This is a genomic window from Streptomyces sp. NPDC037401 (assembly GCF_055602345.1).
Genome location: NZ_JBVJWO010000001.1, coordinates 333249 through 348871, shown reverse-complemented (window position 1 = coordinate 348871; position 15623 = coordinate 333249). Strand labels below are relative to the sequence as shown.

Genomic DNA, 15623 nt, shown 5'->3' with positions numbered 1-15623 from the left:
AGTCCCTGTGGTGCTGGTCACGGAATGCTGTCCAAATCTGCGGAGTTGCTCAGGATGGCTGAAGACATACCGAAGCTGCAGCCACTTAGGGAGCAAACCCGAGGATGTCCATCGTCGGACGGGACACACAACTCACGGAACTGAACCATCTATTGGCCGAGAGTGACCGCGGACAGGGATCGATCGCCCTGCTCAGCGGACCTGCGGCCGTCGGCAAGACCACTCTGCTCCACCACTTCGCGCAACGTTCCGCGGTTTCCGGAGCGCTTGTCCTGCGAGCGGCGTGTTCCCGTGAGGAACGCGGCACCGCATGGGGAGTCGTGCACCAACTGCTCCACCGGGCAAGCCATCCGAACAGTGCGGCGGGGTTTACGAAGGAACGGCTCGAAGCCGGAACTCGAAATCTTTCCGCACTCACACCGGCCACATCCGCAACGCCCGACCAGATCACCGAGGAATTCACCGCTGCGGTGCTGGCATTGGCCGGTGCGGGTCCGGTCGTACTGGCCGTGGACGACATCCACGAGGCGGACGCCGAATCGCTGAGCTGCCTCGCCTATCTCGGCCGCCGCATGTTCGCCTCGCGCGTCCTGGGCGTCTTCACGGACCGTCCGCGGGCCTGTCCCGCGTATTCCGCCGCTCGCGCGGAGTTCGCCCGGCAGCCGGGATTCCGCCAGCTGCGGGTCGGCCCGCTGACCCCCGGGGACGTGGGCCGGCTGCTCGCCGAGCAGCTGGGCGCCCCCGCAGGCGCCGCCGCGGTCCGGGAGTTCCACGCGGCGAGCGGAGGCAGCCCCCTGCTGCTGCAGGCCCTGATCGAGGACACGCGCACCGCCCTGGACTCCGGGGCGCCGGGCTCCGGGGTGGCCGTGCCGCTGCCGGTGGCCGGCGAGGCCTTCGACTCCGCGGTGGTCGACTGCGCGCACCGGATCAGCGCACCCGCGGCGGACCTCGCACGGAACCTCGCCGTGCTGGGGCCCGATGCCCTGGCGGTCGTGCTCGAGGGCAACGGCACGAAGGCGCCGGCCCCGCTGGTCCAGGAACTGACCCAGGCCGGGCTGCTGACCGGCATGGGCTTCCGCCACCCGAGGGTCCACTCCGTACTGTGCGGCGAGGTGTCCACCGAGGAACGGACCGGCCTGCACCGGCGGGCCGCCGTCCTGCTCCACGACAACGGCTCCGACCCGAGCACGGTCGCCGAGCACATCGTGGCGGCCGGTGGTATTCACGAGTCCTGGGCTCCCCCACTGCTCCAGGAAGCCGCCGCGGAAGCCCTCGCCGACGATGATTTCCCGAAGGCGATGAGCCTGTTCGACCTGGCGCACGCCACCAGTCCGGACGGGCGGCTGCGGGCGTCGATCCTGTTCCAGCGCACCGTGTCCGCCTGGCAGGTCGACCCGTCCAAGGCCATGCGCCGGCTCCCGGACCTCAAGGACGCCCTCAAGGCCGGGCACCTCACGGTGGCCTCGGGGGCGATGTCCCTGGTCAAGAACCTGGTCTGGCACGGCTACGTGGACGAGGCCGCGGACGTGCTGCGGCTGGTCGACGAGCAGCTGGCGGCCGAGCCGAGCGAGGAGGCCGCGGCCGAGATCCGTACGCTGCGGCTGTGGCTGTCCGTCCTGTGCCCGCCTTTCCACCGGCGGATGTTCGGGGACTCCTCCCCCGACGTCGACGGGGAGCTCGCTCCCGCGGCGATCGCTGCGCAGCCCCGCTTCCACGCCGCGGCCGCGCTCTCCGCCGTCCTGCGGGGCGGCGAGCCCGAGCCGGCCGTGGTCGGCGCCGGGCACATCCTGCAGATATCCAGCTTGAACCCGACGCTGGAGACCATCCCGCTCGCACTGATGACGCTGTTCTACGCGGACCGCACGGACCAGGTCGACGCGTGGTCCACCACGCTGCTCGAGGCGGCCCGGGAGCGGAACATCCCGACCTGGGACGCGCTCCTGTCCTCGTTCCAGGCCGCCAACCTCGTCAGGCAGGGCAGGCTGCACGAGGCCGAGAAGCGCTGCGACCGCGCCCTTTCCCTGATGTCCTCGCGGGGCTGGGGTCTGAGCATCGGCCTGCCCCTGGCGAGCTCGGTCTACGCCCTGACCGCGATGGGCCGGTACGAGGAAGCGCAGGCCCGGCTGGGACAGCCGCTGCCCGAGGCGGCCTTCCAGACGCTCTTCGGCCAGCACTACCTCTATGCCCGGGGCCAGTTCCACCTGGCCACGGGCCGCTTGCAGGCGGCCCTCGGCGACTTCCTGGCCTGCGGGAGGGCCCTGGAGAGCTGGGGGGTCGGGCACACCACCCTCATCCCCTGGCGCACCGGGGTGGCCGAGACCCACCTCCGGCTGGGCGAGACGGCCCTGGCCCTGCCCTACCTGCACGACGAACTGTCCGCGCACGAGAAGCACCCGCGGATCCACGGGGAGGCGCTGCGCCTGCTGGCCGCGACGACCGCGCCCCGCCGGCGCCTGCGGCTCCTGAAGCAGGCCACGGACGAACTGCAGGAATCCGGATCCGAGTTCCTGCTGGCCCGGGCCCTGGGCGATCTCGGGCGCGCGTACCAGGTGCTCGGACAGTCCAACCGGGCCCGGGTCATCATCCGGCGGGCCTACCGGCTGGCCAAGAAGTGCCGCGCCGAGCCGCTGAGCCGGAACCTGCTGCCCGATGCGGAGCGCGCGGCCGGGGTGCAGGCGTGCGCCGGCGGGCACCAGGGCGACGGCCAGGCCCGCGAGGTGCTGTCCGCGGCGGAGCTGCGGGTCGCCGCCCTCGCCGCGGACGGGCACACCAACCGGGAGATCGCCCGCCGGCTGTTCATCACGGTCAGTACGGTCGAGCAGCACATGACACGGGTCCTGCGCAAACTCAACCTGTCCCGCCGTGACGACCTGCCCCAGGGGCTCGACGCTATCGGCGGTTCAGCAGCACCGGCAGTGAGTGGAGTCCGCGGATAAGGGTGCTGGTCCGCCACCGCATGTCCTCGGGGTCCGCCGCGAGCCGCATGGCGGGGAACGTGTCGAGCAGGGCGTTGAACGCCATCTGCGCTTCCATCCTCGCCAGCGGCGCCCCGAGGCAGTAGTGGATGCCGTGTCCGAAGGCCACGTGGCCGCCCGTGGGCCTGCGGATGTCGAGCGCGTGCGGATCGCCGAAGCGCTCCGGGTCGCGGTTGGCGGAGGCGAGCGCCAGCAGCACGAAGTCGCCGGCGGGGATCTCCACGTCACCGATGCGCAGGGGCTCGGTGGCGCAGCGGAACGTGGCGTGCTTCAGCGGGCTCTCCAGGCGGAGGAACTCCTCCACGGCGCCGGGGAGCAGGGAGCGGTCCGCCCGCAGGGCCTCCCACTGGTCCAGGTTGGTCATCAGGTGGAGCAGGCCGTTGCCGAGGGTGTTGACCGTGGTCTCGTGACCACCGATGAACAACAGGAAGGCCATCGAGACCAGTTCGGTCTCGGTGAGCCGGTCGTCCACGTCGCGGGCGGCGACCAGGGCGGCCAGGACGTCCTCGGTGGGCACGCGGCGCTTGCGCTCGATGAGTTCGCCGAGGTATTCGATCATCGCGGTCGAGGCGGCGGCGGTGGCCTCCGGCGAGTCCCCGGAAACCAGCGCCTTGGACCAGGACTTGAAGTTGTCCTGCTCCTCGATCGGCACGCCCAGGAGCAGGCAGATGACGCGGATCGGCAGCGGGAAGGCGAACGAGTCGAGCAGGTCCACCGTGTCTTCGCCGGGAAGTCCGGCGAGCAGCTCGCCGATGATCTGATCGATTTCGGGCCGGAGTTTCTCGATCGCGCGGCTGGTGAACGCCTTGTTCACGAGCTTCCGGAGCCGGGTGTGGTCCGGCTGGTCGGAATGCAGCATGTGGGTGGCGAGAGCGGAGGAGAAGGCGCCGCGCTTGTTGCGGTCCGGCTCGTTCTGCGCGAACAGCCGGTCCGTCCGGTTGAGGTCGGTGCTCAGCCGCGGATCGGCGAGCGCCGCGCGCACTTCCTCGTATCCGGTGATGAGCCAGACCGGAAGCCCTCCGCACACGGGAACGCCGGGCGGCATCATCACCCGGTGCGCCCTGCCGTGTTCGTTCAGCCTGGCGTACACCGCGTGGGGATCCTGCATGAATGCGTGGTCGAGTTCGAGCGGGGCGGAATTCTGAACCATGGGCACATCCTCGAAAATGACGGCTCCGGGGCCGTTCACGGGTCGCGGTGCAGCCTACGGACGACTCTCCCGGGGGACCGGTGGCCTGAGGTGAAATGAGGGGCTGTAGGGGCTGATTAGGGGCCGCCCGCGGGGAGGTGTCCGACACCGTCCCGCGGGCGGCCGAAGCGACCGCCGGGCCGGGGGTTTACCCGGCGGCCGCTGGTCGGGAGCAGCGTCAGCGGCTGGGCGCCAGGTCGCTCTCCGTGGTCGGCGCCTTCTCGGCGGTGGGCTGTTGCGGCCTGCGCAGGTCGATGGTGATCAGCAGCCCGGCGAAGACCGCGGCGGCCGCGGTGATGCCGGCGGCCCACAGGCTGGCGACGGCGTAGCCGTGGACGGTCGCCTCGGTCACGGCCCTCTCGCCGTGCCCGCCGCCCGCGAGACGGTCGGCCGTGACGCTGGTGGCGATCGCATTGAGCAGCGCGGTCCCGATGGAGCCGCCCAGTTGCTGCGAGGTGCTGACGAAGGCCGACACCACGCCCACCTCGCGCGGGGGCACCTGGTACGTGGCGGCGCTGATGCAGGGGGAGATCACCAGGCCGACGCCGATCCCGAGCAGGATCTGGGTGGGCATGAGCGTCGAGGCGTACGAGCTCTCGGGGGTGAGCCGGCCGAGGTTGAGGAGTCCGGCCACGGCGACGAGCAGGCCCGGGACCACCAGCATGCGAAGCGGTACGCGGGGCACCAGCCGGGCGGCGATCTGTGTCGAGGTGAGGACCGTCGCCACCGTCGCGGGAAGGATCGCCAGTCCGGTGCGCAGCGGCGAGTACTCCATGACCACCTGCAGCTGGTAGGTCAGGATGAGGAACAGGCCGAAGAGGCTGACCATGGCGAGGGCGATGGTCAGGCTGGCTCCGATCCGGTTGCGGTCGGCCACCAGCCGCAGGGGCAGCAGCGGGGCCTTCCCCTTGGCCTGTACGAACCCGAATGCGGCGAGCAGGACCAGGGCCGCCGCGAGGCAGCCGAGGACCCGGGGCGAGGTCCAGCTGTGGGTGGCCGCCTGGTCGAAGGCGTACACGAGGGCGAGCATGCCGCAGGCGGAGAGCACCGCGCCGGGGATGTCCACCCGCTGGCGGTTCGCGGGCATGGACGGCAGCAGCAGCCACGCTCCGGCCACCACGGCCACGCCGATCGGCACGTTGACGTAGAAGCACCAGCGCCAGTCGAGGTATTCGGTGATGATCCCGCCGCCGAGCAGACCGATCGCGCCGCCGGCGCTGGCCACCGAGCTGAAGACGCCGAAGGCCTTGGCGCGCTCGCGCGGTTCGGTGAAGGTGGTGGCGAGCATCGCCAGGGTCGAGGGAACGAGCAGTGCGGCGAACACGCCCTGCGCGACCCGGGCGCCGACGAGTGCCGCGGCGTCGGGTGCGGCTCCGCCCACCACCGAGGCGACGGCGAAGCCGACGGCGCCGACGATGAACGCGCGCCGACGGCCGACGAGGTCACCGATGCGGCCGCCGAGCAGCAGCAGTGCGCCGAAGGCCAGGGTGTAGGCGGTCACCACCCACTGCCGGCTCACGTCGGACATCCCGGTGTCTTCCTGGGCCCAGGGCAGCGCGATGTTCACGATGGTCATGTCCAGCATGACCATGAGCTGGGCCAGGGCGATCACTCCGAGGCCCCACCACCGGTAGCGGACCGACCTCTCCGTGGATGCGGGTGTTGCCTGTGCCATGCCGTGTAGTCCTTCCGTCGCCTCGGGAGCGGTTCGCCGTCCGACGGCGGACACTAGACGAGATTTCTTAACCAAGTCAATTCCCGTACTCGGTCATCTGATTGCCCTGGTAAGCAATGTGCTACGGTGGGACCGTGTCAGCACCCATGGGTTTGCGGGAACGCAAGAAGCAGAAGACGCGAGAGACGATCTCCGATGCGGCGATCACTCTCTTCCTCGAGCACGGGTTCGATCAGGTGTCGGTGGTCGACATCGCGGCAGTGGCCGAGGTCTCCAAGCCCACGCTGTTCAAGTACTTCCCCACGAAGGAAGACCTGGTCGTACACCGGTTCGCCGATCACCAGACGGTGAGCAGCACCGTGGTGGCGCAGCGGCCTCCGGGGGTGTCCGCGGTCGACGCCCTGCACCGGCACTTCCTGGAGGGGCTCGCGGAACGCGACCCCATCACCGGGCTCAACGACGACGAGGGCGTGCTGGCCTTCCACACGCTCGTCTACTCCACTCCGAGTCTCGTGGCGCGGGTCAGCCAGTACCTGGCCCGGGCCGAAGGGGCACTGGCGGAAACCCTGGTCGACGCGATCGACGGGGAGCGCCGCGAGATCACCGCAGCCCTGCTGGCCGGCCAGGTGATCGCCACCGAGCGCATCCTGGCATCGGTGAACTGGCAGCGCATCGTCGGCGGCCGGACCGCCGACGCGGTCTACCCGGAAGCGGTGGCCGACGCCGACCACGCCTTCGCACTGCTGCGCCGCGGCCTGGCGGAAGCCGGCTCGCGGCCGGCCGGGTGACGGACGGATACAGGCCGACGGACGCATGACGAAGGCGCCGCCTCTTCGGAGGCGGCGCCTTCGTCATGCGTCCGTCGGCCTGCGGGTCAGTCGGCCGGGCCGGCCGGTCCGGGCCCGGGCTGCTGCCGCTCCAGGCGGTTGTGCCGCTCGATGTAGTCGGCCAGCCGGTCCATGCTGTCGGTGCCCCGCTCCCGGAACGCCCTCGCCTGGGACTCCATGTCCGCCGGGGACTTGTTCTGCCCGAGCTTGAAGACGCCGTCGATGCGTCCGATCGGTATCTCGAAGCCCTGGATCAGCCGGAAGTACTCGTCGAACAGCGCGCTCGCCCGGCGCGGCAGCGACCACGGCTGCTTCGGGGCGAGCCGGGACTCCTGGTCCTCGATCAGGTCGTCCAGCTGCCGCATCGTCCGCACCTCGTCGAGCAGCCGCGGCCGTCCCATGACCTGCACGGACGCATAGGCCCAGGTGGGGAAGTGCGGCTGGGAGGCGTAGTGGTCGGGCGAGATGTAGGCGCTGGGACCGAGGAAGGACACGACCACTTCGACGTTGCCCGCGAGCGCCTCGCAGATCGGGTTGCCGCGCGAGAGGTGTCCCCGCAGCTTGCCGTAGGGCCAGGCGTGACGGTCGAGCACGAACGGTATGTGGACGGCTGCGGGCCGGCCCTCCACCGACAGCGCCATCAGACCCAGCGGGTACTCCTCGATGAGGTCCCACTGCGCGTCGATGTCCGGCGGCCGGAAATAGTCAGGCCGGTACACCATCGGATGTCTCCTTTCCGTCGGTTGTCGGCCGGGTCAGGCCGTGGTCGCGGACACGGCGCCGCCGAGCAGCGAGCCGAGGTAGTCGAGCACCGCCGCGCCGCCCCCCGCCGGCGCGGTGAGCCCGACGTACCCGTCCGGGCGTACGAGGACCAGCGTGTCTCCGTCGAGTCCGTACGCCGCCGGCAGCTCGCCCAGCAGGTACGTCTCGAGCCCCTCCGGGCCCGCGGCCTCGACCTCGCGCAGCGCGGCCGCGCAGCCGCCGCCGAAGCCGATCAGCGTGAAGTGCGGTCCGCGGAACGCGTCGAACAGCCGCACGAGCTGGCCGGCCATGTCGAGGCAGACCGAATCCGGGGCGCGGTCGCCGGCCCGGACGCCCGTGCTGCCGGTGGACAGACCGCGGCTGAGCGAGCTGTCCCGGTAGTCCAGCCCGAGCTGCAGGGTCTCCTGCGTGAGGCCGGCCTCGGCGCCGCCGGTGCCGCCGGTCATCTCCTCGAACACGCGCTTGGTGCTCGCCACGCTGGTGTCCAGGGTCCAGCGCGCGACGGGGAGCCGTTCCTCCTCGTAGGTGTCCAGCAGCTCCGGCGCGGCGCCGCCGAGCACGTGGGCGAGTTTCCAGCCCAGGTTGTAGGCGTCCTGGACCCCGGTGTTGGCGCCCAGGGCGCCGAGGACGGGGTGCACGTGGGCGGCGTCCCCGGCCAGGAACGCACGGCCCACCCGGAGCCGGTCGGCCATCCGCACGTTGATCCGCGAGGTCGACAGCCAGCTCGCACTGCGCACCCGGATCGGCATCCCGGTGGCCCGGTCGATCGCCTGCTGCAGGGCTTCGACCGAGGGCTCCAGCGGCCGCCCGCTCCCGTCGACGGGCGGCGTGGCCTGGATCTGCCAGGACCGGGTGCCGCTGAGCGGGCACAGCATGACCACTCCGAGGTCGAGGTCCAGCCACTGGTACCAGGCGTCCGGGGCGAGCCCCTCGACCTCGACGTCCCCGACCATCAGCTGCTTCTCCCCCTCGGTGAAACCCTCGAAGGAGATGCCGAGCGACTTTCGGACCAGACTGCGGCCGCCGTCGCACCCGGCCAGGTACGCCGCGTCGACCTGCTCGGTGCCGTCCGCGGTGGCCAGCGTGGCCGTCACCCGGTCCGGGTCGCTCTGGCCGAACTCGATGAGCTCGGTTCCCAGTTCCACCGAGACGCCGAATTCGGCGAGTCGCTCGCGGAGGATCTCCTCGACGCGGGACTGCGGCATGAAGTGGAGCCTGCGGAACGGCTCGCCCTGGGTGGGGGCGTTGTCGAGGTACGGGATCGTCTCGTTGATCAGCCGGTCACGGCGGTAGCGCCGGAACGGAAGCCGCTGCGTACCCGAGGCCAGGACCTTCTCGATGACGCCGAGGTCGTGGAAGACCTCCAGGGTGCGGGGCTGGATCCCTGCCTTGCCGCGCGAGGCGGTCGTGAAGCTCTCGTGCTTGTCGATGATCCGCACCGGGACACCGCGGCGAGCCAGTTCGAGCGCGAGGGTGAGGCCGGTCGGCCCCGCTCCGCTGATCAGCACGCTGACGCTTTTCATTCAGCCCTGCCATTTCGTCGATGGGTGGGTTGTTGCGATCAGGGCTGCACGCTATGGATCGCCTCGGCCCCCGGCTAACCCTTAGTGATCCCCTAGAGCCCGGTTGATCTCGGCGGTGGCGGACACGGCCGTGCGTAGGGGTGCCCCGGCAGGTGCACCCCGGTACGGGTGGGCGTCAGTGCCCGGCACCGGCCTTGACGACCGCGACCGCCGTCCCGATCGCCGCGTCGATCACGCCTGCGAGCAGCGCGAACACCATTCCCCCGCCCATCCTGAGCCCGCCGTAGCAACCCCAGGCGAACAAGCTGGCGACGTTGACCCCGGCCGCCGTGAGCAGGGCCGTTTCCAGTCCCATCGCGCCCAGTGCCGAGACGCCGATCAGGATGAGCGGGCCCACCGCGGAGAGCAGCAGGGGGCTGCTGACGAAGAGCATCGTGCGCAGTTCCCGCCCCCGGGCGAGGGCGCCGTGCGTCACGCGATGGGCCTGCTGGTCGGCGACCAGCGCGGCCAGCCAGAGGCCCGCCGAGGCGGTGACGACCGTCGCCGCGGCTCCGACAAGGTCCACGTGGCTGCCGCCCGCGAGCCCGATGACGACGGAGATCATGGTGATGGTCGCGTAGAGCCGCTCCTTGAGCTGGGCCGCGGCCGTCTCCGTGCCCATGGCGTCCGCCGCATGTTCCGTCACAAAACCCACCGTAAGTCCCGTACCGCGTCACGCTCCGCACGCACCGCGGTGCCCTCATCGAGGAACTGTCAGTTCCGCAACCGGCTCGGTAAGCCCCGCGCCACGGAGGCCGGATACCGCCGTCGCCACGCTCGCCCCGGGCCGCGCCGGACGTCCCGAAAACCGCTCGGCCGGGTGCGGGGGGCCGGGGTACGGTCCCCGGGTGATCTACCTGATCGGCGGCCCGCCCCGCGTGGGCAAGAGCACCCTCGCGTGGATGCTGCTGGACCGGCAGGGCCTCCCGGGATGCCCGGCCGACGCCCTGGTGTCGATGCTGCAGCGCGCTGCTCCCGAGCACGGTGTGCGGCACGGTACGCATCCGGACAAGGCACTGCTCGCCCAGCCGTTCCTCATCGAGTTCGTCCGTGCCTGCGCCGAGGCCCTCGACGCCTCCGACCCCGAGGACGGCTACGTGGTCGAGGGCGACATCGTGACACCGGCAGCGGCCACGGCCGCCGCCGCCCTCGGGATACCGCTGGCCTCCGTCTTCCTCGGGAACACGGAACTGACCCCCGAGCACCTGCGCGCCGCCCCGGAGTGGCTCGAGGGAGCCGACGACGCCACCTACCGGAAAACCGCCGCGTGGGTCCGGGAACAGAGCGCCGCCCTGCGCGATGCGTGTGCTGCCGGCGGGCACGCCTACGTCGAGTTGGGGACCGGCCGCGCTCAGGGCATCGAACGGGCCTACGCGGCTCTGCTCGGGCGCTGGCGAGAGCCGCGGGCGTCAGCGCCGTTCACCCGAACGGACGCGCCCGGGTGTTCGACCCCCGGCGACCCACGGAGGCTGGGGCTGGCGCTCGTTTCCGGCGCCACGCCCGATGAAGGAGCTCCTCGTGGCACAGACATCGCCTCCCACCCCTGCTACCGGAGCCCCCCGCGGCGGCGTGCCGTACGACGGCCGCAGCGGCTGGGCGGCGGGTGGGACCGTGTTCGCCGGCGTACTCCTCCTCGTGGACGGTGTACTCGGCGTGATCAACACGCCCGTGTGGGCCGTCATCTCGATCGCCGTCGCGGTCTTCGTGATCCGGGCCCTGTGCTCCGACTACAGCCGCCCCCGTTCCGCGGCCCGACCCCCGCGGCACCGGGACCCGTACGACGGGAGCTTCGCGTGTCACACCGCCTGCTGCCCGGCCTGACGCGAACGACCGTCGCGGCCGGCATCGTGATCGCCCTGGCCGCTGCGCCGCCCGACCCCGCGCTGGCGTTCACCGGCGGCAACCACGAGGACATCACCCGGAAGGCGCTGCCCTGGGAGCCCGCCACCCTGTCCGAGATGGCCGGTGCGCGCGACGGGGCGGTCAATGCCAACGACCACGGCGGGTACTTCCTCATGGGCCCGCTGCACTGCGACAACGCCGACTACCTCGCCCCCCGCCACGCCCGGGGCTATCCGCGCAGCCGGGACGAGGCCACCACCGAACTCCTCGCCTGCATCCGTACGTCCGTCGCCCGCTTCCGCAACGCGGTCCGGGCGGCCGACGGCCTCGTCGACGCACAGGGACGGGTACGGGCCGACCAGAGCGACCTGTCCTCCCACTGCACCTGGGACGAAGCGCCCGACCGGGCCAAGTGCGGAGTCCTGGCACAGCTCGGCCGCGGCTGGCACCAGATCCAGGACTTCTACGCGCACTCGAACTGGGCCGACCGTGCGGCCCCCGGTCCGGTCGGCGTGACCAACCCTCCCGGACTCGCGCGCACCGGCGTCGCACCGTTCCTCGACATCCGCCGCTACAGCACCATGAACGACGCCGACTGGACCCGGGAGGCGCGCGCCCGCATACCCGCGGACCTGACGACCGGCTGCTACTCCGACTTCGATTCCACCGGCGTCAGGGCCGACGACTGCGCCGGCCGTGTCGCCCACAACCGCGACCTGAACAAGGACACGGCCGCATCCCCGCGCTCGCGAACCGGCGGCAACTTCCGCAGCGCCGTGTCCGGGGCCACGGCCGAGACCTCCCGTCAGTGGAACGACTTCAAGGCCGAGCTGCTCAGGGCCTATCCCGACCACCGGCGCGGCGAGCAGATGGTCTGCGCCATCGTCCACGACGACCCTGCGGCGAGCTGCCGCTGACCACGGAGAGGGCGTGCCGCGTTGATCGGTTCCCGAGGGCGGCGGCAGCTCATGCCGGCTGCGGCACGAAGCGGTGCATCTCGTCGGCACCGGGCTGTACGACGCCGTAGCTGTTCTCCGGTACCTCGTTCCATGCGCCCGGGAGGTCGCCGAGGGGCTCGGACACGATGAGGCGGGTCTCGTCGGAGACGTCCCGCAGGAACGCCAGATCCGGGTGCAGCCTGCGCAGTGCGTCCACGCGGCTGCTGTAGAACAACGACCGGGACCGCTGCGCGCTGGAGTAGCGGAAGGCCCAGAGGCGCACCCCGTCGGTCACGGCGAGCGTCATCTGGAGCGGGAACTCCACGCCGTGTTCACGGCCTGCGCGCTCCACCACTCCCGCCATCCGGGCCACGGCGGACGGCGGGTCCTGCTCCAGGCCGAACGTGAGCGCCAGGTAGAACATCACCTCGGAGTCGGTCGTTCCCTCGATGTCGGAGAACAGCGCGGGCTCTATCCGGAGGATGAGCTCCCGGCGCATGAGGTGGAAGCCGGCGATGGCGCCGTTGTGCATGAACATCCAGTTGCCGTGCCGGAACGGATGGCAGTTCGACTGCTGCACCGCCGTGCCGGTCGACGCGCGGATGTGGGCGAAGAACAGCGGGGAGCGGACGTGGTCCGCCATCTCACGCAGGTTGCGGTTGTTCCAGGCCGGGCCCACGTCCCTGAGGAGCGCGGGCGTGCTGTTCTCCTCCGTGAACCATCCGATGCCGAAGCCGTCGCCGTTCGTCGTCTCCACGCCCAGCCTGGAGTGCAGGCTCTGGTCGATCAGCGAGTGGGCCGGTCTGTACAGGATGGTGTCGAGCAGCACGGGTGTTCCCGAGTAGGCGAGCCATCGACACATGTGCGATCACCTGTGTTCCTCACTGCCACCTGCGGACGCTCGCCCCGCTCGGCCCCGCTCCGGGTCGGCACGAGTGCGGCGATCACACTTCATTCTGGCGACCCGCACCGGTGATCGCCACGCGGGCGGGGGCCGCCGTACCGGGATGTGGACAACTCGCTCCGGCTTCCGGGAATGCCGTCTAGTCTGGCCGGGCAGCTGGTTCGCCCCGTCCGCCAGGCGGGATGCGTCGCAAGAGGGAACCCGGTGGGAATCCGGGACTGCCCCGCAGCGGTGAGCGGGAACGACCGCCGTCATACGCACTGGGACCGGAACCGGTCCTGGGAAGCGACGGCCAGTAGGTGCCCGCCGGGAGAGAACGGCCCGGCAGGCGTGCCCGCGAGTCCGAAGACCTGCCACTGCCCGCACGCGCCCAGCCGTGTGCGGACATCCCGGTGACCTCGTGGGCGGGTCGGCGACACATATCAGGCGGACGTCCGCGCGTACCCACGCGGACGCGGCAGCGACGGTCCGCCGGTGCGTCACCCCTTCGCGCCCCGACCCGTCGCCGGGTCCATGGAGACATGCTCGCGAAGGAGAGTTCCGTGACCCCCAAGTCCGCAGCCGCGGCGGTGCAGGCCACCGTGTACGGCTACCCCCGCCAAGGCCGGCACCGGGAACTGAAGAAGGCCGTCGAGGGGTACTGGAAGGGCCGCGTCAGCGCCGACGCCCTTCAGGAGACCGCCCGGGACCTGCGCCGGACCACGTGGCGGCAGCTGGCCGACGCCGGCATCACCGAGGTCCCGACCGGCGACTTCTCGTACTACGACCACGTCCTCGACACCAGCGTCATGGTCGGCGCGATCCCGGCCCGTCACCGCGCCGCGGTCGACGCGGACGCCCTCGACGGGTACTTCGCCATGGCGCGCGGCACCCAGGACGTGGCGCCGCTGGAGATGACCAAGTGGTTCGACACCAACTACCACTTCCTCGTCCCCGAACTCGGCCCGGACACCGTCTTCACGGCCGACCCCTCGAAGCAGCTGGCCGAACTCGGGGAAGCGCTCGGCCTCGGGCACACCGCCCGTCCCGTGCTGCTCGGCCCGGTCACCTACCTGCTGCTGTCCAAGCCCGCGCCCGGCGTGGCACCCGGCTTCGAACCGCTGACCCTGCTCGACCGCCTGCTCCCGGTGTACGCCCGGGTCCTCGCCGAGCTGCGCGCCGCCGGCGCCGCATGGGTCCAACTGGACGAACCGGCCCTCGTCCAGGACCGGACGCCGGCCGACCTGAACGCCGCCGCGCGCACCTACCGGGAGCTGGGCCGGCTCACCGACCGGCCGAAGCTCCTGGTCGCCTCGTACTTCGACCGGCTCGGCGAAGCGCTGCCCGTCCTGGCCAAGGCGCCCGTCGACGGGCTCGCGCTCGACTTCACCGAGGCCGCCGCGGGCAACCTGGCCGACCTCGCCGCCACCGGCGGCCTGCCCGGCAAGCGCCTCGTCGCCGGAATCGTGAACGGCCGCAACGTCTGGATCAACGACCTCGAGAAGTCCCTGTCCACCCTCGGCACCCTGCTGGGGCTCGCCGACCGGGTCGACGTGGCGGCGTCCTGCTCGCTGCTGCACGTACCGCTGGACGCCGCCGCCGAGCGGGACTTCGACCCCCAGGTACGGCGCTGGCTCGCCTTCGCGCGCCAGAAGACCTCCGAGATCACCACCCTCGCCCGCGGACTCGCGCGCGGCACGGACACCATCGCCGCCGAACTCGCCGCCAACCGCGCCGACCTGGCCTCGCGCGCACGCTCCGCGATCACGCACGATCCGGCGGTACGGACCAGGGCCGCGGCCGTCACCGACGCCGACGGCCGCCGCTCCCAGGGCTATGCCGAACGGTCCGCGGCGCAGCGCGCGCACCTGGGCCTGCCCCTGCTCCCCACGACCACCATCGGCTCCTTCCCGCAGACGACCGACCTGCGCACGGCCCGCGCCGACCTGCGCGCCGGACGGATCGACGCGGCCGGATACGAGGAGCGCATCGAGGCCGAGATCCGCGAGGTCCTCGCCTTCCAGGAGAAGACCGGGATCGACGTCCTCGTGCACGGCGAGCCCGAACGCAACGACATGGTGCAGTACTTCGCCGAACAGCTCACCGGGTACCTCGCCACCCAGCACGGCTGGGTCCAGTCCTACGGCACCCGCTACGTCCGGCCACCGGTGCTGGCCGGTGACATCTCCCGCCCCGCGCCCATGACCGTGCGCTGGACGACGTACGCCCAGGCGCAGACCGGCCGCCCCGTCAAGGGCATGCTGACCGGCCCGGTCACCATGCTCGCCTGGTCGTTCGTACGGGACGACCAGCCGCTCGGCGACACCGCCCGCCAGGTGGCGCTCGCGCTGCGGGACGAGGTCTGCGACCTGGAGGCGGCCGGTACTTCCGTCATCCAGGTCGACGAGCCCGCGCTGCGCGAGACCCTTCCGCTGCGGGCGGCCGGCCGTGCGGAGTACCTCGCGTGGGCCACCGAATCGTTCCGCCTCACCACGAGCGGGGTACGGCCGGACACCCAGATCCACACGCACATGTGCTACGCGGAGTTCGGAGACGTCCTCCGGGCCATCGACGACCTCGACGCCGACGTCATCAGCCTGGAGGCCGCCCGGTCCCACATGCAGGTGGCCGGCGAACTCGCGGGCGCCGGCTACCCGCGCGAGGTCGGGCCGGGCGTGTGGGACATCCACTCGCCGCGCGTCCCGTCGGCCGAGGAGGCGGCGGCCCTGCTCCGCAAGGGGCTCGCGGCGATCCCCGCCGAGCGGCTGTGGGTCAACCCCGACTGCGGCCTCAAGACGCGCGGCTGGCCGGAGACCCGGGCCTCACTCGAACACCTGGTCGCCGCGGCCCGCACGGTCCGGACGGAACTGCGCGCCGGCTGAGTCCGCTTGGGCCCGGCCGAGCCCGGCCGGAGCCGGAAGGAGCCGCCGCGCGCGCCCCTTCCGGCTCCGGCAGCGGAGCGCTCGGCGC

General features: G+C 71.6%; 11 protein-coding genes and 1 riboswitch. Of the genes, 5 read left to right on the top strand and 6 right to left on the bottom strand.

The features are described from left to right. The first annotated feature begins 104 nt into the window (after nt 1-104). A complete protein-coding gene (locus ACZ7H1_RS01495; RefSeq protein ID WP_470782733.1) occupies nt 105-2936 on the top strand; it encodes a helix-turn-helix transcriptional regulator in 2832 nt (943 codons plus the stop codon). On the opposite strand, the gene ACZ7H1_RS01490 is transcribed toward ACZ7H1_RS01495, so the two are convergent. Further along, nucleotides 2890-4125: a cytochrome P450 family protein gene (locus ACZ7H1_RS01490; RefSeq protein ID WP_470782731.1), complete on the bottom strand. Its 1236-nt coding sequence runs from the start codon at nt 4123-4125 to the stop codon at nt 2890-2892. The two genes, ACZ7H1_RS01495 and ACZ7H1_RS01490, sit on opposite strands and share 47 nt — an antisense overlap. 217 nt (nt 4126-4342) lie before the next feature. Beyond that, nucleotides 4343-5839 carry an MFS transporter gene (locus ACZ7H1_RS01485; protein ID WP_470782730.1) on the bottom strand — a complete coding sequence of 499 codons (1497 nt, stop codon included), beginning with the start codon at nt 5837-5839 and terminating at the stop codon, nt 4343-4345. A gap of 134 nt (nt 5840-5973) precedes the next feature. Here ACZ7H1_RS01485 and ACZ7H1_RS01480 point away from each other — a divergent pair, with 134 nt between their 5' ends. Next, a complete protein-coding gene (locus ACZ7H1_RS01480) occupies nt 5974-6627 on the top strand; it encodes a TetR family transcriptional regulator (RefSeq protein ID WP_470782729.1) in 654 nt (217 codons plus the stop codon). Between the two features lie 86 nt (nt 6628-6713). Here the strand turns inward: ACZ7H1_RS01480 and ACZ7H1_RS01475 are convergent, their stop codons facing one another. The 3 genes from ACZ7H1_RS01475 to ACZ7H1_RS01465 form a co-directional block, all read right to left on the bottom strand. Continuing rightward, the gene (locus ACZ7H1_RS01475) at nt 6714-7388 is read right to left on the bottom strand and encodes an FMN-binding negative transcriptional regulator (RefSeq protein ID WP_470782727.1); all 675 of its coding nucleotides are present in this window, start codon (nt 7386-7388) and stop codon (nt 6714-6716) included. Nucleotides 7389-7421: 33 nt separating this feature from the next. Further along, a complete protein-coding gene (locus tag ACZ7H1_RS01470; protein WP_470782725.1) occupies nt 7422-8951 on the bottom strand; it encodes an FAD-dependent monooxygenase in 1530 nt (509 codons plus the stop codon). 175 nt (nt 8952-9126) lie between these two features. Beyond that, the gene (locus ACZ7H1_RS01465) at nt 9127-9636 is read right to left on the bottom strand and encodes a hypothetical protein (RefSeq protein WP_470782724.1); all 510 of its coding nucleotides are present in this window, start codon (nt 9634-9636) and stop codon (nt 9127-9129) included. Between the two features lie 872 nt (nt 9637-10508). Between ACZ7H1_RS01465 and ACZ7H1_RS01460 the strand changes: the two genes are divergently transcribed. Together ACZ7H1_RS01460 and ACZ7H1_RS01455 are read left to right on the top strand one after the other, a co-directional pair. Further along, complete coding sequence (locus ACZ7H1_RS01460) at nt 10509-10811, top strand: hypothetical protein (protein WP_470782722.1); 303 nt, start codon at nt 10509-10511, stop codon at nt 10809-10811. Beyond that, complete coding sequence (locus ACZ7H1_RS01455; protein WP_470782720.1) at nt 10784-11749, top strand: hypothetical protein; 966 nt, start codon at nt 10784-10786, stop codon at nt 11747-11749. The genes ACZ7H1_RS01460 and ACZ7H1_RS01455 overlap by 28 nt, the downstream gene beginning before the upstream one ends. A 49-nt stretch (nt 11750-11798) precedes the next feature. On the opposite strand, the gene ACZ7H1_RS01450 is transcribed toward ACZ7H1_RS01455, so the two are convergent. Then, nucleotides 11799-12632, bottom strand: a complete 834-nt coding sequence (locus ACZ7H1_RS01450) for a class II glutamine amidotransferase (RefSeq protein ID WP_470782718.1) — start codon at nt 12630-12632, stop codon at nt 11799-11801. 182 nt (nt 12633-12814) lie between these two features. Then, a riboswitch (cobalamin riboswitch) is annotated at nt 12815-13045 on the top strand. A gap of 171 nt (nt 13046-13216) precedes the next feature. On the opposite strand from ACZ7H1_RS01450, the gene metE reads away from it, so the two are divergent. Further along, nucleotides 13217-15535, top strand: a complete 2319-nt coding sequence (gene metE, locus ACZ7H1_RS01445) for a 5-methyltetrahydropteroyltriglutamate--homocysteine S-methyltransferase (RefSeq protein ID WP_470782716.1) — start codon at nt 13217-13219, stop codon at nt 15533-15535. The last annotated feature ends 88 nt before the right edge of the window (nt 15536-15623 follow it).

Coding starts and splice junctions, on each gene's coding strand:
- ACZ7H1_RS01450 (WP_470782718.1), bottom strand. CDS start 12,632: ATGTGTCGATGGCTCGCCTACTCGGGAACACCCGTGCTGCTCGACACC.
- ACZ7H1_RS01485 (WP_470782730.1), bottom strand. CDS start 5,839: ATGGCACAGGCAACACCCGCATCCACGGAGAGGTCGGTCCGCTACCGG.
- ACZ7H1_RS01475 (WP_470782727.1), bottom strand. CDS start 7,388: ATGGTGTACCGGCCTGACTATTTCCGGCCGCCGGACATCGACGCGCAG.
- ACZ7H1_RS01490 (WP_470782731.1), bottom strand. CDS start 4,125: ATGGTTCAGAATTCCGCCCCGCTCGAACTCGACCACGCATTCATGCAG.
- ACZ7H1_RS01470 (WP_470782725.1), bottom strand. CDS start 8,951: ATGAAAAGCGTCAGCGTGCTGATCAGCGGAGCGGGGCCGACCGGCCTC.
- ACZ7H1_RS01495 (WP_470782733.1), top strand. CDS start 105: ATGTCCATCGTCGGACGGGACACACAACTCACGGAACTGAACCATCTA.